The organism is Actinacidiphila sp. bgisy167 (genome assembly GCF_965342175.1).
Taxonomy (GTDB): domain Bacteria; phylum Actinomycetota; class Actinomycetes; order Streptomycetales; family Streptomycetaceae; genus Actinacidiphila.
This window is the reverse complement of record NZ_CBDRBL010000019.1, coordinates 1-18,129: the sequence shown is the minus strand read 5'-3', so window position 1 is coordinate 18,129 and position 18,129 is coordinate 1. Positions and strand designations below refer to the sequence as shown.

At 74.0% G+C, this 18,129-nt stretch carries 21 protein-coding genes; 9 read left to right on the top strand and 12 right to left on the bottom strand.

All coding sequences use genetic code 11. The features are described 5' to 3' along the window. The first annotated feature begins 49 nt into the window (after positions 1-49). The gene (locus ACRWND_RS10305; protein ID WP_431948402.1) at positions 50-544 is read left to right on the top strand and encodes a DUF3180 domain-containing protein; all 495 of its coding nucleotides are present in this window, start codon (positions 50-52) and stop codon (positions 542-544) included. A gap of 17 nt (positions 545-561) precedes the next feature. Here ACRWND_RS10305 and ACRWND_RS10300 read toward each other — a convergent pair whose 3' ends face one another. Both ACRWND_RS10300 and ACRWND_RS10295 read right to left on the bottom strand, forming a co-directional pair. Continuing rightward, entirely contained in the window at positions 562-906 is a 345-nt protein-coding gene (locus ACRWND_RS10300) for an ArsR/SmtB family transcription factor (RefSeq protein WP_431948284.1), read from the bottom strand. A gap of 184 nt (positions 907-1,090) precedes the next feature. Next, positions 1,091-2,302 (bottom strand): ABC transporter ATP-binding protein, encoded by a 1,212-nt coding sequence (locus ACRWND_RS10295; RefSeq protein ID WP_431948282.1) that lies wholly within the window; start codon positions 2,300-2,302, stop codon positions 1,091-1,093. Between the two features lie 169 nt (positions 2,303-2,471). On the opposite strand from ACRWND_RS10295, the gene ACRWND_RS10290 reads away from it, so the two are divergent. The 4 genes from ACRWND_RS10290 to ACRWND_RS10275 all read left to right on the top strand — a co-directional run bounded on the left by ACRWND_RS10290 (position 2,472) and on the right by ACRWND_RS10275 (position 5,987). After that, entirely contained in the window at positions 2,472-3,152 is a 681-nt protein-coding gene (locus tag ACRWND_RS10290; protein ID WP_431948280.1) for an ABC transporter permease, read from the top strand. Next, on the top strand, positions 3,152-3,862 hold the full coding sequence (locus tag ACRWND_RS10285; protein ID WP_431948278.1) for an ABC transporter permease: 711 nt from the start codon (positions 3,152-3,154) through the stop codon (positions 3,860-3,862). Before ACRWND_RS10290 ends, ACRWND_RS10285 begins: the two co-directional genes overlap by 1 nt. Next, a complete protein-coding gene (locus tag ACRWND_RS10280; protein ID WP_431948276.1) occupies positions 3,859-4,824 on the top strand; it encodes an ABC transporter substrate-binding protein in 966 nt (321 codons plus the stop codon). The genes ACRWND_RS10285 and ACRWND_RS10280 overlap by 4 nt, the downstream gene beginning before the upstream one ends. Positions 4,825-4,994: 170 nt before the next feature. Beyond that, entirely contained in the window at positions 4,995-5,987 is a 993-nt protein-coding gene (locus tag ACRWND_RS10275; protein WP_431948274.1) for a hypothetical protein, read from the top strand. Positions 5,988-6,054: 67 nt separating this feature from the next. On the opposite strand, the gene ACRWND_RS10270 is transcribed toward ACRWND_RS10275, so the two are convergent. Both ACRWND_RS10270 and ACRWND_RS10265 read right to left on the bottom strand, forming a co-directional pair. Next, positions 6,055-7,197 carry an NADH-quinone oxidoreductase subunit D gene (locus ACRWND_RS10270; protein WP_431948272.1) on the bottom strand — a complete coding sequence of 381 codons (1,143 nt, stop codon included), beginning with the start codon at positions 7,195-7,197 and terminating at the stop codon, positions 6,055-6,057. A 20-nt stretch (positions 7,198-7,217) separates the two neighbouring features. Next, on the bottom strand, positions 7,218-8,231 hold the full coding sequence (locus tag ACRWND_RS10265) for an SAM-dependent methyltransferase (protein WP_431948270.1): 1,014 nt from the start codon (positions 8,229-8,231) through the stop codon (positions 7,218-7,220). A 228-nt stretch (positions 8,232-8,459) separates the two neighbouring features. Here ACRWND_RS10265 and ACRWND_RS10260 point away from each other — a divergent pair, with 228 nt between their 5' ends. Further along, positions 8,460-9,509, top strand: a complete 1,050-nt coding sequence (locus ACRWND_RS10260) for a carbohydrate-binding protein (protein ID WP_431948268.1) — start codon at positions 8,460-8,462, stop codon at positions 9,507-9,509. Positions 9,510-9,544: 35 nt separating this feature from the next. On the opposite strand, the gene ACRWND_RS10255 is transcribed toward ACRWND_RS10260, so the two are convergent. The 3 genes from ACRWND_RS10255 to ACRWND_RS10245 all read right to left on the bottom strand — a co-directional run bounded on the left by ACRWND_RS10255 (position 9,545) and on the right by ACRWND_RS10245 (position 12,627). Then, positions 9,545-10,486, bottom strand: a complete 942-nt coding sequence (locus ACRWND_RS10255) for a 1-phosphofructokinase family hexose kinase (protein ID WP_431948266.1) — start codon at positions 10,484-10,486, stop codon at positions 9,545-9,547. Positions 10,487-10,576: 90 nt separating this feature from the next. After that, entirely contained in the window at positions 10,577-11,770 is a 1,194-nt protein-coding gene (gene nagA, locus ACRWND_RS10250) for an N-acetylglucosamine-6-phosphate deacetylase (protein ID WP_431948264.1), read from the bottom strand. Further along, positions 11,713-12,627, bottom strand: coding sequence for an ROK family protein (locus ACRWND_RS10245; protein WP_431948262.1), 915 nt, complete (start codon positions 12,625-12,627; stop codon positions 11,713-11,715). Before ACRWND_RS10245 ends, nagA begins: the two co-directional genes overlap by 58 nt. A 183-nt stretch (positions 12,628-12,810) precedes the next feature. Here ACRWND_RS10245 and ACRWND_RS10240 point away from each other — a divergent pair, with 183 nt between their 5' ends. From ACRWND_RS10240 to ACRWND_RS10230, 3 genes are all read left to right on the top strand, one after another. Next, on the top strand, positions 12,811-13,071 hold the full coding sequence (locus tag ACRWND_RS10240; protein WP_431948260.1) for a DUF3263 domain-containing protein: 261 nt from the start codon (positions 12,811-12,813) through the stop codon (positions 13,069-13,071). A 287-nt stretch (positions 13,072-13,358) separates the two neighbouring features. After that, on the top strand, positions 13,359-14,231 hold the full coding sequence (otsB, locus tag ACRWND_RS10235) for a trehalose-phosphatase (protein ID WP_431948258.1): 873 nt from the start codon (positions 13,359-13,361) through the stop codon (positions 14,229-14,231). A 331-nt stretch (positions 14,232-14,562) separates the two neighbouring features. Next, a complete protein-coding gene (locus ACRWND_RS10230) occupies positions 14,563-14,775 on the top strand; it encodes a hypothetical protein (protein WP_431948256.1) in 213 nt (70 codons plus the stop codon). 84 nt (positions 14,776-14,859) lie between these two features. Here ACRWND_RS10230 and ACRWND_RS10225 read toward each other — a convergent pair whose 3' ends face one another. The 5 genes from ACRWND_RS10225 to ACRWND_RS10205 all read right to left on the bottom strand — a co-directional run bounded on the left by ACRWND_RS10225 (position 14,860) and on the right by ACRWND_RS10205 (position 17,459). After that, positions 14,860-15,273 carry a hypothetical protein gene (locus ACRWND_RS10225; protein WP_431948254.1) on the bottom strand — a complete coding sequence of 138 codons (414 nt, stop codon included), beginning with the start codon at positions 15,271-15,273 and terminating at the stop codon, positions 14,860-14,862. A 247-nt stretch (positions 15,274-15,520) separates the two neighbouring features. Continuing rightward, a complete protein-coding gene (locus ACRWND_RS10220) occupies positions 15,521-15,937 on the bottom strand; it encodes a PIN domain nuclease (RefSeq protein WP_431948252.1) in 417 nt (138 codons plus the stop codon). Then, complete coding sequence (locus ACRWND_RS10215) at positions 15,934-16,149, bottom strand: type II toxin-antitoxin system VapB family antitoxin (RefSeq protein WP_431948250.1); 216 nt, start codon at positions 16,147-16,149, stop codon at positions 15,934-15,936. The genes ACRWND_RS10220 and ACRWND_RS10215 overlap by 4 nt, the downstream gene beginning before the upstream one ends. A 50-nt stretch (positions 16,150-16,199) precedes the next feature. Continuing rightward, positions 16,200-17,126, bottom strand: coding sequence for a hypothetical protein (locus ACRWND_RS10210; RefSeq protein WP_431948249.1), 927 nt, complete (start codon positions 17,124-17,126; stop codon positions 16,200-16,202). 108 nt (positions 17,127-17,234) lie between these two features. Further along, the gene (locus ACRWND_RS10205) at positions 17,235-17,459 is read right to left on the bottom strand and encodes a DUF397 domain-containing protein (RefSeq protein ID WP_431948247.1); all 225 of its coding nucleotides are present in this window, start codon (positions 17,457-17,459) and stop codon (positions 17,235-17,237) included. Positions 17,460-18,129 lie beyond the last annotated feature (670 nt).

The window sequence follows — 18,129 nt, the reverse complement described above, 5'->3', positions numbered from 1 at the left end:
CGATCCCGTCGGTACGTTCGTCGATGGTGATGTGAGGAGCGAGCACTCGGTGAAGGCGCTGCGCATCAGGACCCTGGTCGGACTGTTCGCGGTCGCCGGAGTGCTCTCGTGGGCGGGCGCGAAGCTGTGGGACTCGTTCGGCACCCTGCCGGGCGTTCCCGTGGCCGCGCCCATCGTGCTGGCGCTGATCGCCGCGGTTCTGGCGGCGACGGCGCTGTCGTTGCGCTCGCGGCTGCGCGCCCAGCGCGAGCGGCGCCCGGGCGCCAAGCCCGTGGATCCGCTCCTGGCCGCCCGCGCGGTGGTCTTCGGTCAGGCCAGCGCCCTGGTCGCCGCCGTGGTCTCGGGGGTGTACGGCGGCACATGCGTCTTCCTCGCCATGTACCAGATGGACAACGACCCCCGCCGCGACCAGGCGATCTACGCGGGCGCCGCGGTGGTCGCCGGCATCGCGGTCTGTGCCGCGGCGCTCTTCCTGGAGCGGGTCTGCCGCCTTCCCGAGGACGGGGACGACAACCGCACCGGCGCGGTGGGCGGGCGGGCGTAGGGGCGTACGGCGCCGCCTCAGGAGCGTCGGCGCGGCCCCGCGGCGGGTTCGCCCGCCAGCAGGGCCGAGCCGAGCGGGGTGAGGCTGTGCAGGACGGAGGCGCCGGTCCGGGTGGTGTGCACCAGTCCGGCGTTCCGCAGCACCCCGGCGTGCTGGCTCGCCGCCGCGAGGGAGACCCGCACCCGCTCGGCGAGCGCGGTGGTCGTGGCCGGCTCGCGCAATGCCCGCAGCACGGCCGCCCGGGTCCGTCCGAGCAGCGGCCCGAGGGCGGCTCCAGGCGGTGCGGCCGTGGTGCCGTCCGGCTCCGGCACGTGCATCGGATGGGCGAGCACGGTGGGTTCGTCGGAGCGGTAGCGGATCAACGGCCCGGTACGGCTGCCGCCTCTACGTCGTGAACAGCCAGAACGACGAGCCGCCGGGCCGGCCGCCCTACACCGTGAGCGCGATTGACGACCCGGTGTGCGCCCGGCCGCGCCGCTGACCGTCCCGCCGCCGGTTGCCGCCCGCCGACCGCGCCACAGGGCGCCGGGGGGCCTCGGTGGGGCGTCAGGAGGCAGTGGCGTCCGGTTCCGCCTGGCGGCCGCCGACCGCCCGGTCCTCGTCCGCCCCGGCCCCTGCCGCGTCCGGCAGCCCCGTGCTCCCGTTCCGCCCGTCCGCGCCGTCTTCGTTGACCGAGCGGCGCAGCGCGGCATGGAGCGTGGCGGGCGTCAGCACCCCGGCGTAGCGGTCGCCGTCGACGACGGCCGTCCAGCCCGCGTCGTGCTGGAGCATCGCGCTGAACGCCTGCTTGAGGGGGGCGCCCACCGGCACCCGGGCCTCGACGCGGAGGGTGTGGTCGTCCACGGTGCCCGAGGTGGGGCCGCCCGCGGCGACGTAGCCGCGCAGCCCGCCGTCGGCATCGAGGACGACCGCGTAGGGGGCGCCCCGCTCCGCCAGGAGCGCGGCGGCCTCAGCGGCGGGCGAGCCGGCGCGGACGACGGGCGGGTGCTCCAGGCCGCCGGCTTCGACCGGGGTGACGGACAGCCGCTTCATGCCGCGGTCGGAGCCGACGAAGTCGGCGACGTACGGGGTGGCGGGGGAGCCGAGCACGGTCGCGGGGGTGTCGTACTGCTCGATCCGGCCGGGGCCGAAGACCGCCATGCGGTCGCCGAGCCGGACCGCCTCCTCGATGTCGTGCGTGACGAACAGCACGGTCTTGCGCACCTGTTCCTGCAGCCGCAGGAACTCCGACTGCAGCCGCTCGCGCACCACCGGGTCGACCGCGCCGAAGGGCTCGTCCATCAGCAGCAGCGGCGGGTCGGCCGCCAGCGCGCGGGCCACGCCGACCCGCTGCCGCTGCCCGCCCGAGAGCTGCCCGGGGTAGCGCGAGCCGTGCACAGACGGGTCCAGGCCGACGAGTTCCAGCAGCTCGGCGGCGCGCGCCCGGCGCTTGGCGCGCGTCCAGCCGAGCAGGTGGGGCACGGTCTCGGTGTTCTCCAGCACGGTCCTGTGCGGGAACAGGCCGACGTTCTGGATCACGTAGCCGATGCGGCGGCGCAGCCTCACCGGGTCGGTGCGGGCGATGTCCTCGCCGTCCAGCAGGATCCGGCCCGCGGTGGGCTCGATGAGCCGGTTGACCATCTTCATGGTGGTCGTCTTGCCGCAGCCGGACGGCCCGACGAGGGTGACGAGTTCGCCCTCGCGCACGTCGAAGGACAGGTCGTCGACGGCGGTGGTGCCGTCGGGGTAGCGCTTGGTGACGTTCTCGAAGCGGATCATCGGGACCTCTCGTCGGCGCTAGGCGGTGCGGCTCACCCCCCAGCTTGGTACACGCTCGGCGACGGATGTGAAGGGGGTGTTGCCGTGTTGTGGCGGGAGGCCGGGAATGTCAGAGGCACGGTTTACGCTCCCTTGCATGATCTGATCGCGGCGGGGGAGGTGGCATCGCATGGCGGGACAGGACTGCCTCGCGGCGAACCAGTGGATCTGCGGTGAGTATGTGCGCACACGCAGTCAGGAGTTGCTGGACGCCGGGGTGGAACACCTGTGGATCACCGCTGCGTCGGTGGCGGCGGGTGTGCTGCTCGCGCTGCCGCTGGCCCTGCTCGCCCGGCGCTGGCGGGCGGCCGAGGGGCCGGTGCTGGGGGTGACGACGGTGCTCTACACCATCCCGTCCCTGGCCCTCTTCTCGCTGCTGGTCCCGGTGTTCGGGATCTCCGCGTCGGTGGTCGTCACCGGTCTGACCCTGTACTCGCTCACCATCCTCGTCAGGAACTTCCTGGCCGGACTGGACGCCGTGCCCGAGGACGCGCGGGAGGCCGCGCGCGGCATGGGCTACGGGCCGGTACGCCTGCTGTGGGAGGTCGAGCTGCCGCTGGCGCTCCCCGCGGTGATGGCGGGCGTGCGCATCGCCACGGTCGCCACGGTCTCCCTCACCACGGTCGGCGCGATCGTCGGCTACGGAGGTCTCGGCAATCTCATCAAGGACGGCATGCAGAGCTTCTTCAAGGCGGAGGTGCTCACCGCGTCCGTGATCTGCGTGGTGTTCGCCCTCGTCGCCGATCTGCTGCTGCTCGGGGTGCAGCGGCTGCTCACGCCGTGGACCAGGGCCGCGAAGGCGGTGGGCTGATGGGGGCGATCCCCGGCGCGTGGGACTGGCTGACCACGGGCGCCAACTGGACCGGCACCGACGGGGTCCTGCAGCGGCTCGGCGAGCACCTCGTGCTGACCTCCGTGTCCTTGGCCATCGCCTGCGCCGTGGCCCTGCCCGTCGCGATCCTCCTCGGCCACCTCGGCAAGGGCGGCGCGCTCGCTGTGAACCTCTCCAACGTCGGGCGTGCGGTGCCCACCTTCGCCGTCCTGGTGCTGCTCATCGTCGCGACGAACTCGGCGCGCTACTGGCCGACCGTCATCGCCTTGGTGCTGTTCGCCGTCCCGCCGCTGCTCACCAACACCTACGTCGGCATGCGCCAGGTCGACCGGGACGCGGTGGAGGCCGCCCGCGGCATGGGGATGTCCGGCGGCCAACTGCTGGCCCGGGTGGAGCTGCCGCTGGCGGCGCCCTTCGTCATGAGCGGGGTGCGTTCGGCCGCCGTCCAGGTCGTCGCCACCGCGACCCTCGCCGCCCTGCCCGGCGAGGGCGGCCTCGGCCGGATCATCACCGCGGGCTTCGCCCAGTACGACACCCCGAAGGTCGTCGCGGGCGCGGTGCTGGTGGCCGCGTTCGCCCTGCTCGTGGAAGGAGTCTTCCTGTTGCTGCAGCGCCTGGTGTCGCCCGCGCGGAAGTCCCCGCCCGCCCGAAGACCTGCCCGTCCCACCCATCAGATGGAGTTCACATGAGCAAGGCCCTGCGCACCGCCACCGCCGTGGCCGCCGCGACGGTCCTCGCCGCCGGCCTGGCGGCCTGCGGCGGCGACAGCCTGGAGAAGAGCGGGGGAGGGGGCAGCTCGTCGGCCGGCGGCGGCAAGGGCTCCCTGACCGTCGGCTCCGCCGGGTTCACCGAGAGCACGGTCCTCGCGCAGCTGTATGCGCAGGTGCTGACCGACGCCGGCTACACGACCACGATCAAGACCGTCGACAATCGCGAGCTGTACGAACCCGCTCTGGAAAAGGGCCAGATCGACGTCGTTCCGGAATACGCGGCCACCCTCGCGGAATTCCTCAACGCGAAGGTGAACGGCAAGGACGCCGCGCCCGTCGCCTCTTCCGACGTCGACGCCACCGTCAAGGCGCTCACCGAACTCGCCGCCCCGCGCGGACTGAAGGTGCTGCCGGCCGGAGAGGCCGTCGACCAGAACGCGTTCGCGGTCACGAAGGACTTCGCGACGGAGCACAACCTCAAGACCCTTTCCGACCTTGGTAAATCCAAGATCAAAGTCAGGCTGGCCGCGGGCGAGGAATGCTCCGTCCGCCCCTTCTGCTCGCCGGGCCTGAAGAAGACCTACGGCATAGACGTCACGTCGGTGGACGCCAAGGGCGTCGGGACCGTCCAGTCCAAGCAGGCCGTCAAGGACGGCACCGACCAGCTGGTGCTCACCACGACCACGGACGCCACTCTCGACCAGTTCGGCCTGGTGCTCCTGGCGGACGACAAGGGCCTGCAGAACGCGGACAACGTGCTGCCCGTCGTCAACGCGAAGGAGGCCGGCGGGGCGGACGTCGCCGCCGCCCTCGGCAAGCTCACCGAGGTGCTCACCACGGCCGACCTCACGGAGCTGAACCGGAAGGTGGACGGCGAGCGCAAGAAGCCCGCGGACGTGGCCGCGGACTATCTGAAGGCGAAGGGTCTGCTGAAGAGCTGAGACCGCGGGACCGCCGCGACCCGCCAATCAAGATCAATAAAGGGCGGGGAAGGGCGTTCACGTGACGTTTTGTACGCGCGTGGACGCCCTTCGTATTTGTCGTTGTGTGTTCGCTCGGAAAACGCATGCCGCGGCCCCACACGGCTCACCGGCACGCTAAGTTCCCTTTCATGCCCCGTGGACGACACCGCCATTCCCAGCCGCTGCACCGGCTGCTCCCGCCCGTGACGGTCGCCGGCTCCGCCGCGGTCCTCGCCGTGGGCGCACTGGTGACCGGTGATCCGGTGCTGCTCCGTGTCCTCGTCGTCGCCGCGGCTGGCGCCGCCGGCGTCGGCGCCTACCTGCTGCGCAGCTGGGACCGCGCCGCCGGCAAGGAGGTCGCCGACCTCAAGGCCGCGCGGGTGCGCGACGAGTGGCGTGCCGACGAGCGGATCGCGGAACTCGAGGTGGACCTCGAGGACTCCCGCGAGCTGCGCGGCAAGCTGGAGAACAAGCTGCGCGCCAAGCGCGCCGAACTGGCCCGGCTGCGCACGGAGCACGCGGACCTGCTGCGCCGCTACGCCACCGCCGAGTCCGAGCGGGCCCGCGCGCTGGAGGAGGGCCGCGTCGCCAAGAAGGCGGTCGCCCCCGCGCTCCCCGTGCCCTACACGGGACCGGTCAGCCCGGCCGCGTACCTGCAGGCGTCGGCGGCGCTGCGGGACCTGTCGCGCAACGGCGCCCGCCAGCAGGCCGCGCTCACCGTCGAGGAGGCGCGCCGCCGCGATCTCGCCGCCACCGACGAGCCGCAGGGCAGGCACGCGCTGGACGCGGCGCGGGACCGCCCGGCCGACGCGGGCGCCCACCCCGGCGACAGCGGGGAATCCCCGGCGCTGCCGGTGCGCCAGCCCAAGCTCGTCCCGGCGGTCGCCGCGGCCGTGCTGCCCTACGCCAGCCCGCAGCGGCAGGCCAGCCGCGCCCTGGGCGGCTTCGACTTCTTCGGGACGAAGAGCGGCAAGGCCCGCCCCCAGGAGCTGGAGGCGGCGCCCGCGGCCCCGGCCCTCGCGGACCTCGCCGACGTCGTCGGGGACGAGGCCGTGGCCGAGCAGACCGAGGTCATCGATCTGACCGCGCACGACGAGACCGAGCAACTGGACCTCAGCGAGCTGCGCGCCCGCACCTCCTGACGCCGGCCGGGCCCACTTCCCCGGAGCCCGCGCCGGCCGGGCCGCCCGCTCGCGGGCGGCCCACCGGTCACTTGTCGATGTCGCCGACGACGAAGAACATCGAGCCCAGGATCGCCACCATGTCGGCGACCAGGGTGCCCGGCAGCAGCACGGCGAGCGCCTGGACGTTGTTGTAGGACGCCGAGCGCAGCTTCAGCCGGTACGGCGTCTTGTCGCCCTTGGACACCAGGTAGTAGCCGTTCAGCCCGAGCGGGTTCTCCGTCCAGGCGTAGGTGTGGCCCTCGGGGGCCTTGAGCACCTTCGGCAGCCGCTGGTTGATGGGGCCGGGGGGCAGTTCGGCGAGCCGGTCCAGGCACGCGTCGGCGAGGTCCAGAGCGTTGTGGGTCTGCTCCAGCAGCACCTCGAAGCGGGCCAGGCAGTCCCCCGCGGTGCGCGTGGGCACCTTGAGGGTGTCCGCCAGCTCCGCGTACGACAGGTAGGGCTCGTCCCGGCGCAGGTCGAAGTCGACGCCCGAGGCACGGGCGATCGGCCCGCTCACCCCGTAGGCGTGCACGTCGTCGACGGAGAGGACGCCGACACCCCGGGTGCGGCCGCGGAAGATCTCGTTGCCCAGGACGAGGTCGTCGAAGGTCTGCATGCGCGAGCGCACACCGGCGACGGCGGCGCGCACCCGGCCGTGCCAGCCGTTGGGAAGGTCCTCCTTGAGGCCGCCGACGCGGTTGAACATGTAGTGCATGCGGCCGCCGGAGACCTCCTCCATGACCGCCTGCAGGTCCTCGCGTTCGCGGAAGGCGTGGAAGATCGGGGTGATCCCGCCCAGTTCGAGCGGGTAGGAGCCGAGGAACATCAGGTGGTTGAGCACCCGGTTCAGCTCGGCGAGCAGCGTGCGCGTCCACACCGCGCGCTCGGGGACCTCCATGCCGAGCATGCGCTCCACGGCGAGCACGACGCCGAGTTCGTTGGAGAAGGCGGAGAGCCAGTCGTGCCGGTTGGCCAGCATGATGATCTGGCGGTAGTCCCGGGCCTCGAAGAGCTTCTCCGCGCCGCGGTGCATGTACCCGATGATCGGCTCCGCCGAGCTGATCCGCTCGCCGTCCAGGCTCAGCCGCAGGCGCAGCACGCCGTGCGTCGAGGGGTGCTGCGGGCCGATGTTCAGCACCATGTCGGTGCCCTCGGCCGCGCCGCCGATGCCGATCGTGGTCTCCGTCATGGCCCCAGTTTCCCACCCCCTCACCCTTCCGGGGGCGTGCCCCCCGGGGCTTGTCCGGCCGCCCGGACCGGCTGTTCCAGCCACAGGAAGCCGCCGAGCCCGGACGGGTCGGTGACCTCGGCCGCCTCGCCGGCGCGGGCCAGGGCGCGGACGTACCCGGCGGGGTCGGAGGAGGCCAGCGAGAGCGGCGGACGGGCCCCGGAGACCCCCAGGGCGCCCAGGGCCTCGCGCTGGGTGCGCAGGACCGCCCCGGGGCCCGCGCAGGCGTCCATCGCCACATGCGCCGTGAGGTCGCAGGAGCCGTCGGGCACCGGGGGCGAGACCTCGCGGCCCGCCCGGAACGCGGTCAGCGTCCCGTAGGGCGGGCGGCCCCCGGCCAGGTGCCCGTAGTCCACCGCGACGGCGAGCCCGGCCTCCAGACAGGCCACCGCCGCGGCCCAGGCGGCATCCCGCCCGCGGCCGATCTCCGCCCGGGTCCCGGCCGGCGCGCCCTCGACGGGCCACCACCGCCGAAGCCAGGCCGCGTCCTGTCCGACCACCGGGTCGCCGAGGCGTTCGGCGCCGTCGGCGGCGCGGACGAGGACGTGGCGGGGCACCCCTTCGGTGTCGGTCTCCACGACCTCGACGGGCACGTTGTCCAGCCACTCGTTGGCGAACAGCAGGCCCGCCAGGCCCCGGGGGAGCTCGCCGCACCAGGCCACCCGGGCGTCCAGGCCCTCGGGCCGCGGTGCCTTCTCCACCGCGTACGGCCGCAGGCGGGCGCCCAGCGTGGCGGGAACCACATCGAGCACCCCCGTGAGCAGTTCCCCCTCGCCGGCGCCGACGTCCACCAGGGCCAGTTCCGCGGGGTGCCCGAGCTCGGTGTCGACGCGTTCCAGCAGGCGTGCGACGGCCGCCGCGAACAGCGGCGAGGCATGGACCGACGTGCGGAAATGCGCGGCCGGGCGCTCCCGCCGGAAGAACCCTCCGGGGCCGTAGAGGGCCCGCTCGGTGGCTTCCCGCCACCCCGTCCACGCCGCTGTGCTGTCGATCACGCCACCACCGTATGCGCACCCCCGGGGCTTCAAACGGTTGAGCGGCCCATCACCGGTTCCAGGTAGGCTGCCGTGGTCAGAGGTGTGCCCGCCCGTGACGGCCGCGGACGAACTGATCATGAACATCGGTCATCGGGAGAGCGCACGCCTTTCGCCGGATGGCCCGGTGCTGATAGGTGCTTCACAAGCGACAGGCAGTGGCGGCAGGCAGTGAAAGGTGAAGAGCGGATGACGGCCGGCAACAACGGTGCTCCCGAGCCCGAGGGTGACGACCCCTTCGCGTACCTGTACCGCCAGGACGGAGACGAGCCGGGTCAGCCGGCTGCCGCCCAGCCCGGCGTGCCCCGTACCTCGTACAACCAGGTGCAGCGCGTCGGTGAGCGGCGGCCGCAGCAGCCGCAGCAGCCGCAGCAGCAGCCGGGATACGGCTACCCCCAGCAGCAGCCCGGATACGGTCAGCAGCAGTCCGGCCATGGCCAGCAGCAGCCTGGCTACGGCCCGCCGCAGCCGGGGTACGGCCAGCAGCACCAGCAGTTCCCCCAGGGCCCCGGCGGCCCGTCCGGCCCGTCCGGCCCGGGCGCCGGCGGCCCGTCCGGCCCGTCCGGCCCGGGCGCCGGCGGCAGCCGCCGCGACGCGGCCCCGCGTGCCGGCGGCCCCAACAGCAAGAGCCTGCTGATCGGCGCCGTCGCCGTGGTCGCCGCCGTGGCGATCGGCATCGGCGTCGCCATGGCGGGCGGCGACGACGACAAGCCGCAGGCGGGCGGCGCCACCTCCTCGCCGACGGCCCCCGCCGACACCGGCACGGACGACACCACCACCGAGCCCTCGGCGCCGGCGACCGCGACCGCGCCCGGTGTCGTCGACGCGGCGACGCTGGTGCCGGCGGGCGGCGCGCGGGTCGGCTCCCAGTACAAGGGCACCATGGCGGCCGGCGGCAAGTACATCGAGAACATGAACGCGGTGGGCGCGTCGGTGACGTGGAAGGTCGAGGTCCCGAAGGACGGCTCGTACGACTTCTGGCTCCGCTACAACAACGCGGAGAAGGACTCGGCCAGCGCCACGATCGTGGTCAACGGGTCGCCCCAGAGCTACAAGCCGGACCTCAGGAACTACGGCAAGAAGGGCGACTGGAACCACTGGTACCGCTCCTACGCCACCCTCGACCTGAAGCAGGGGACCAACACGCTCGCCGTGACCTGCGCTCAGGGCGACGCCTGCCACTTCAACCTGGACCAGCTGGCACTGCTGGACAAGGGCCAGGCCCCCGAGGGCTGGTGAGGCCGCTCCCGTCGTGGCCCGCGGGCCGCGACGGGCTACTGCCGTGAGTCGCCCGCACTGATCACGTCGACCCGCCCCAGCAGGTCTCCGTACACCGCGCGGTCGAACTCGCCCGCGACGGGCGCCGCCACGGTGGCCGCCGAGAGGGCGACGGCGCGGATGAGCCGCCCCGGCCAGTCCAGGCCCTCGACGAGCCCGGCGAGCAGGGCGGCGACGGCCGAGTCGCCGGCCCCGGCGGGATTGCCCGACACGGGGGCGGGGGGCCGGGCGGTCCACACGGTGCCGTCCTCGGCGAGGGCCAGCATCCCGTCGGGGCCGAGCGAGGCCGCGACGGCCCGTGCGCCCCGGCGGCGGGCGTCGCGGGCGGCGCGCATCGGCTCCGTCGCGCCGGTGAGCCCGGTCAGCTCGGCGGCGTTGGGCTTGACGAGGTCGGGACGGGCGGCCAGACCCCGCCGCAGTGGCTCGCCGCTGGTGTCCAGCAGCACAGGGACGCCCGCGGCGCGCGCGTCCCGCACGAGGTCGGCGTAGCAGCCGACGGGCAGCCCGGGCGGCAGGCTGCCGCACAGCGCCACGGCACGGGTCGTGCCGCCCTCCAGGAACGCGCGGTACGTGCTGAGGAGGGCCGCCCACTCCTCCGAAGTGATGGTCGGCCCGGGCTCGTTGAACATCGTGGTGCCGCCGCCCGACTCGTCCACGACGCCCACCGTCCGCCGGGTGCTGCCGGAGATCGGCACCAGGGCGTCCGTGACGCCGTCGACGCCCGTCAGCCAGGCGCGCAGCCGGTCACCGGGCGGGCCGCCCGCGAAGCCGGTCGCCACGGCCTCATGGCCGAGCGCGGCGAGGACGCGGGCGACGTTCAGCCCCTTGCCGCCGGGGCGTTCCGCCGTCTCCGACACCCGGTGGGTGGTGTGCGGGCGCAGCCGGGGGACACGGTAGGTCACGTCGACGGCGGCGTTCAGCGTGACGGTGAGGATCACCGCTCGATCCCTTCCAACAGCGTGTTGCGACGGGAAGGGATCATGCCAAAGGAACGCCCGCAGGCACAGACCCCGGCGCCCCAGGGCCGGTCAGGGCTCGACGACCCAACTGCCCTTCCGCATCACGCCCACGAGGTCGAACGACGCGTCGAGGACCACCAGGTCGGCGTCCTTGCCCGGCTCCAGGGAGCCGATCCGGTCGTACGCGCCCAGCAGCCGGGCCGGGTTGGCGCTGAGCGCGCGCACCGCGTCGCCGACGGGCAGCCCGTCCACGGTCACCGCCCGCTTGAAGGCCGTGTCCAGGGTGAGGGTGGAGCCCGCGATGGAGCCGCCCTCGACGAGCCGGGCGACGCCGTCGACGACGTCGACCTCCATCGGGCCCAGCAGATAGCGGCCGTCGCCGAATCCGGCCGCGTCCATGGCGTCGGTGATGAAGGCGACCCGGTCGGCCCCGGCGCTGCGGAACGCCAGCTCCAGGACCGCCGGGTGGAGGTGGACGCCGTCGTTGATGAGCTCGACGGTGACCCGCTCGTCCTCCAGCAGCGCGGCGATCGGGCCGGGTTCGCGGTGCAGCAGCGGGGGCATGGCGTTGAACAGGTGCGTCGCCACGGTGGCGCCCGCCTCGACGGCCCGCAGGGTGGCCTCGTAGGCGGCGTCGGTGTGGCCGACGGCGGCGATGACGCCGTGCTCCGCCAGCATCCGCACCGAGTCGAGCCCGCCGGGCAGTTCCGGGGCGAGGGTGACCATGCGCGCGGCGCCCCGGGCGGCGTCGAGCAGCTTGCGGACGTCCGAGGGGTGCGGCTCCCGCAGCAGCGAGGGCTTGTGCGCGCCGCGCCGGTGCGGGGAGATGAAGGGCCCCTCGAAGTGGATGCCGGCCAGGTCGCCCTGCTCGACCAGCTCCGACAGCAGCGCGGCCTGCCGGGACAGGTCGTCCAGGTCCCCGGTCACTGTGGAGGCGAGCAGGGTCGTGGTGCCGTGCCGCCGATGGGTCTCGATCCCGGTGAGGACGGCCTCCGCGTCCCCGGAGGAGAAGGAGGCGCCGCCGCCGCCGTGCACGTGGATGTCGACGAAACCGGGCACGATCCAGTGCCCCGTCAGATCGAGGGTGGACGCCTGGCGCGGGTCGTCGGCGACGATCGAGCGGCCCGCGACGGTCACCCGGCCGTCCTCGGCCACGCCGTCCGGCAGTACCACATGGGCGCCGGTCAGCACGCTGGTTGCCGCGGTCACGCGGTCACCTCCAGGGAGAGAAGATCCCAGGCGAGCAGCCCTGCGCCCAGGCATCCGGCGGTGTCCCCGAGGGCCGCCGGCACGATTAGGGGGAGTTGCTGGAAGGTCAGCCGCCGCTCGACGGCCGCCCGCAGCGGTGCGAGGAGGGTGTCGCCGGCCTCGGCGAGTCCGCCGCCCACGATCAGCGTGCCCGGGGCGAGCAGGGTGATCCCGGTGACCAGGCCGTCGGCGAGGGCGGCGACGGCCTCGTCCCACACGGCCGCCGCGCGGGGGTCGCCCGCCTCGACCGCGGCGGCGCAGCCGGCGGCGCCGGCGTCCGGGCCGCCGCCCGCGGCCTCCCAGGCGCGGGCCACGGCGGCGGCGGAGGCCGCGGCCTCCAGGCAGCCCCGCCCGCCGCAGGCGCAGGCCGGTCCGCCGGGGCGGACGACGACGTGCCCGAGCTCGGTGGCCTCGACCCGGTTCTCGATGCCGGTCGCGCCCGCGATGCCGGTGCCCAGCGCCACGAACAGGAAGCGCTCGGCGCCCTGCCCCGCGCCCAGCCGTCCCTCGGCGAGGCCGCCGACGCGCACGTCGTGGCCCAGGGCGACGGGAGTGCCGCCGAGCCGGCGGGCCAGCAGGTCGCGCAGGGGCGCGTCGCGCCAGCCGAGGTTCGCGGAGTAGAGCGCGACGCCGGCCCGCTCGTCGACCAGACCCGGCACGGCGACTCCGGCCGCGGCGGCGGGCCGGCCGTAGGCGCGCTCACCGTGGGCCCGCAGGTCCGCGGCGAAGCGGAGCACGGACTCGACCACGGCGTCCGGGCCGCGCTCCCGGCCGGTCGGGCGGCGCGCCTGGTGCAGCAGCGTGCCGTCCGCCGCGACCAGGGCGGCCTTCATGCCGGTGCCGCCGACATCGAGGGCGATGACGTGTTCCACGGGGGACAGTGTCGCGCGGTACCCGGCAAAAGGTCTAGTCCACTTGCCGGAAAGAGATCACGTGCCTCGCGTGTCGGACTGCCCGGGGCGCTGGGGCGGACACACATGGCGCGATCGGGGCGTCACGCAGCGGTCCGAAGGGACGGGGAGGGGCGGCGACCCGGGCGCGGATAGGGTGGTCGGATGGAACGGGACGAAACCGGGGCGGACACCCCCGCCGAGGGGCTGACGGAGCAGGACCGCGCGGTCCTCGACATCGCCCGCCGCAGCTGGGCCGGCCCCGGCGCGAAGGAACGCGCCGTCCGCGAACGCCTCGGCATCTCCCCGACGCGCTACTACCAGCTCCTCAACGCCCTCCTGGACGACCCCCGCGCCCTCGCGCACGACCCGGTCACGGTCAACCGCCTCCGCCGCACCCGCGACACCCACCGCACCCTTCGTTGACGCCGGTGCCTGGCGGGGCCCCGGTCGTCCCGCGGCGTCAGCGGGTGCTGCCGGTGAGGACGGCACGTCGGCTGTCCCGCCGTCTCGCGCCCTTCGGGCGCACAGCGCGGGCTGCGGACGGGGCCCGCGTCTTCGCGCCCGAAGGGCGCGAGATGAACCGCACCCGCCCACCGGGAGTGCCGCACAGCCCACCTCACGCACACCGACCGGTCCCGGAGGACACCGCCGTGGCGGAATGCCTCCGTACGCCGGGCACGCCCCCCGCAGGGGTCGGTATGGTCGGTGTCATGAGCCGCAGCCGCAGGGACGAAGTGCCGGTACCCACGACGCCCGAGGGCAAGGACGGCCTGGCCGCACTGCTCGCGGAGCCCCGCAGGGCCGTGCTGGCACTGGACTTCGACGGGACGCTGGCGCCGATCGTGCCGGATCCGGACGCCGCGCGGGCCCACCCCCGCGCCGCCGCCGCGCTGGCCCGGCTGGCCCCGCGCATCGGGTCCGTCGTGGTGGTGACCGGCCGTCCCGCGGGCGTGGCCGTGCGGTACGGCGGCTTCGCCGGCGTACCCGCGCTGGAGCACATGGTCGTGCTCGGCCACTACGGCGCCGAGCGCTGGGACGCCCGTTCCGGCCAGGTCAAGGCCCCCGGTCCGCACCCCGGTGTCAACGCGGTGCGGGCCGAACTTCCGGGCGTGCTGGACGCGATCGGCGCGTGGCACGGCACCTGGGTGGAGGACAAGGGCCGCGCGGTGGCCGTCCACACGCGCCGCACGGAGGACCCGCAGGCGGCGTTCGAGGCGTTGAGCGGGCCGCTCCGTGAACTGGCCGACCGCCACGGGCTGATCGTGGAGCCGGGCCGGATGGTGCTGGAGCTGCGGCCGCCCGGCATGGACAAGGGCGTGGCCCTCAACGACTACCTGCGCGAGGTCGGCGCCGGTCCCGTGCTCTACGCCGGAGACGACCTGGGCGACCTGGCCGCCTTCGGGGCCGTGGAGAAGCGGCGCGCCGAGGGCCTGCCCGGCGTGCTGGTGTGCAGCGGCAGCGCGGAGGTGGCCGAACTGGCGTCGCGGGCCGACCTCGTCGTGGACGGCCCGGAAGGCGTCGTCGCGCTGGTCGACGCCCTCGCGGACGCCCTGGAGGAGCGCGACGCCGAGGACAGGGCATAGAGGCCGCGCGCATAGGCGGGCCGGCGTCGCGGGTCGATGGCTCTCGCCTGGCGGCGTTGTCGTCGGTCGCCGCAGCTCCGCTGCGTCTCCCAGTCAGGTGCTGCACTCAGGCGAGCACCGCGCGGACAGCACGGAGAAGGCCGCCGCACCGAGGAAGACCGCGATGTCGGCGACGGTGTCCTTCGGTGCGCGTCGCATTCCTCCGAATGCACGGATCCGGGGCCGCCGCACCAGCCCGCGTCCCAAGGGGAGACTTTCGGACGACAACCCGCGCGTGATCGGCGACCTTCGCCGACAGCCGGCGCGGGCGGCCGCTCCCTAACCTCGTGGCGTGAAGGGATTCCTCGGCTTTCTCGGCTTCGTGCTGCTCTCCCAGGGCATCGGCGGCATCGTCCACCAGCTCACGGGCGGCTGGTTCCGGCTCTGGGCGCTGACGTACCGGATCGGCTTCCTGGACGGCTACGAGATATACGCGTGCGTCCTCCTGGTGGTGCTGGGCGTCGCGGTCTGCCGCGCGGCGGAGGCGGCGGGCAAGCGCTCCTGACGCCGGTCGGGCTGGGCCCGCCGCCCCGGTCCGCCGTTCCCGTGCGACGGGCGGCCGGGGCGGTGGCCCGGGGGAAGGGGGGGGTCACCAGTTGTTGTTGTCCCGCACGATCGCGGCGCACTCCACGACGGCGCGGGCGGTGGGGCTGGTCAGCGTCGAACCGCCGATGTTCCGGACGGTGACCGTCCAGCCGTTGCCGGACCGCTGACTCGTCAGCACGTGCAGGTCGCTGCTGCTGAGGACGAAGCCGCCACCGGTGACTTCGGTGCGCGAGGGGCACCGTGCCGAGACGGTCTGGGTGGTGTTCATGGGGACGACGGCGGAGACACCGAGGAACTCGGCGGTCCTCAGCCGCCAGTCGTCGCGGTTGTTGCCGCCCTTGACGGGGTTCGAGGCGGCGGCGTCGGCGACCGCGGCGGTGCGCGCGGTGGCGGAGGCGGTGGCGTTCACGGGGGCGACGAATGCGGTGGTCGTGACGACCGCGGCGGCGGCCGCCATGGTTCCGGCGACACCCCAAAGCACCTTATGACGGGGTCGACCGGACATGGTCTTCTTCGCTCGTATGTTCATCTCTCTGCCTTCGAAGATGACGGAAGGAGCTCGCTCCAGGTCGAAGCGATTGCGCCCATCGTCACCCTGTGCGAGGCACACCGCACTTCGGGTGACCGAAGAGGATGAACGGTCGAGGACAGCCATCTGACGGAGCGGCGGCAGGCGGTGCGTCAGGTCGGTGTCAGGCGAGGCGTCAGTCGGCCGTGCCGGACGGGACCACCCAGCGCACGGGCTGGCCGGTCACGTCGGCGATCATGTCGAAGTCGCCGTCGTAGTGCAGGACGGTCGCGCCGTGCCGTTCCGCGGTAGCCGCGATGATCAGGTCTGCCAGGGAAAGCGCCTTCCAGTTCCCGGCGGCAATGAGGTGCGTCTGCACGTCCAGCGCGCGGTCCCATGCCTCGTCCGGCGTGGGCAGCCAGTCGAAACCCCGCATGCCGTCTCGGATGCGGTCTGCGTCCGCCTTGGACCGTGCGCTGTGGAGCACCTCCAGTTCGACGGCCCCGCAGACGGCGAGCAACCCGGCGTCGTGGAGGGGTTCGATCACCGCCCTCACCGAGGGTTTCGGGTAACGGGCGAGAGCGGACTCGTCGATGAGGAAGCGATCTCTCATGCGACTCGGTGCGGGTCGTGCGCCGCCCCGACCTCGCCGGTGAGGCCGGGAAGTCCGCCTTCCGCAAGCCAGTCGAGGAACGAGGCGCGCTTGCGGCGCTTGATCGCGTCTGCCAGGGCTGCGTTCACGGTGGCGACTTTGGTGGTGGTGCCGAAGATCTCGGCCGCCTCCGCCAGCATCTGGTCGTCGACGTCGATGACGGTGCGGGTCATGCGAGCCTCCTCGGGCGTGGATGCTTCCTTCTGAGATATCAAATTGGGTCTCAGTTGATATCGGCGGACGCTCGCGCCCCCGCGCCGGGCCGCTGCCGCACGATGCCCGCGCGTACCAGGGCCGCGCCGCGCCGTGCGGCTGACGGGGCGCCGGAAGCGGGGTCGGGGGCGGGGTCGGCGGCGGACGCGATGGTGGCGCAGGGCAGACAGGGGCCGGTGGCGCCGTGGGGCAGCGGGTCGCCGCAGCCGGGGCATTCGGGGAGCGGGGCCGCCGGGGCGGCGGGGTCGCGGGCGGGGCGAGGCGCGGGGAGCTTGTCGCGCAGACGTCGGGCGATGAAACCGGCGGGGGAGTGCACGGTGCGCGGCAGCCCGGCGGACAGGGCGGTCCCAAGCTCCAGCTCGCTCGTCCCGTGGGCCAGCCAGCGGGCCGCGAGCGGAGCGAGCCGGGCCGCCTCGGCGACGCCCAGGGTGAGCCTGGCCTCGCGCCGCCCGAGGCGCTGCAGCGCGGCCGCCGCGCGGGCGACCAGCGGCTCGCCTGTGGGGGGTTCGGGGTGGGAGGTGTTCTGCTCCTCCCTGTTCTCCCCCTTGGGGGATGCGCCGACGGCCCGTACGGACGGCGCACCGGCCGTCAGCGCGCTGCCACTCGGAGCCGCGAAGGCGGCGTCGATCTCGGCGGGGTCGCGCAGCGGCACGTTGGAGACGAGCACCCGGGTCGTCCAGCGGCCGGTCTCGGGGCTCTGGGTGCGGCGGGTGTGGACATAGCCCTCGGCCTCGAGCTGCTGCCGGGCCCGGCGCAGGGCGATGCGCCCCTCGGGCATCTTCTCGCCGATGCTCTGCAAGGTCTCCCGCGAGTCCTCCGGCAGGGAGAGCGCCCACTGCAGCAGCCGTACGGCGGTGCCGTTCAGACGCGGATGGCGGATGAGGTCGTTCGGCGTCTGGGAGAAGAAGCGGGACGGCGAGATAACATGGCGCATCATTTGCGGGGCTCTTTCTTAGGGGTAGGCCTCGTGGTGTAGGCCCCCTGCCGGTGTTGGCGCACCGCTGGGGGCCGCTTCATGCCTCAGGCACGAAGAGTGATCGGCTGGTTACTCTACTCGCGTCCCGGTGGTGTGTGCGACGAAGTGGATGAACGCTGTCCACTCCTCGGCGGCCGGTTCCTCGGAGTCCCGCACAGGGACGGCGCCGGGCGCGTGGGCGCCCTCGACGCAGGCACCGCCCTCGCCGAGCCGGACTGTCGTAGCTCCCCCGCGATCCGCTCGATCATCTGGGCGCAGTCCCCACGCTGAAGGTCTGTGAGCAGATTGACGCATAGCGCGGGTGGAGTTCGCCGACCTCGTTCCGGCCCTTCACCAGCACGCTGCGGCCCCGCACTTCGAGACGGGCGAGCAGGCACAGACAGGGGTCTGCGGCAGGCGCGTGGGGCCGTCGAGGGCCGGGTGCGCCTCGTTGGGGAGCGGCATCATCCGGACGGTGACAACCGGCACGCACGCTCCCCGGAGTGCGAGCTGCCCCGGGACGACCTGGCCGCCGAGGGGTGCGGGCCGCCCGTCAGCGACCGCTCGCCCGTCCTGCCGTGGTGGCTCCCGTCCTGCCGGGCCGGGCGGCCCAAGCGGGCGCGGCCGGCTGATCGCCGCGGCGGCACACCGGTGGGGCGTGCTCCCGGACCCCGGAGGGCAAGCGGGTGTGGGTGCTGCCGCGGAGGGCCGCCGCGTGGGCGACGCCCGCGTCCAGCACGCTGCTCGTGCGTCGGAACCCCGGGTCGTGTCGTGCCGGACGTCCACGCCCCGCTCGGCGCGGGGCGTGGGCGGGCGCCCGGGAAGGCGGGGTTCGCCGGGGCCGGCGGTCCGTGTCGGGAAGCCCCGCCGCCGGCGGTACTTCGCTTCGTTCCGACAGGGATCTGATGCACTTCATGGTGGCGGCGGGAGGCGTACCGCGGTGACCCGGAAACCCACCGCAGGGGTCCTGCGGCCGTCTCCGCGT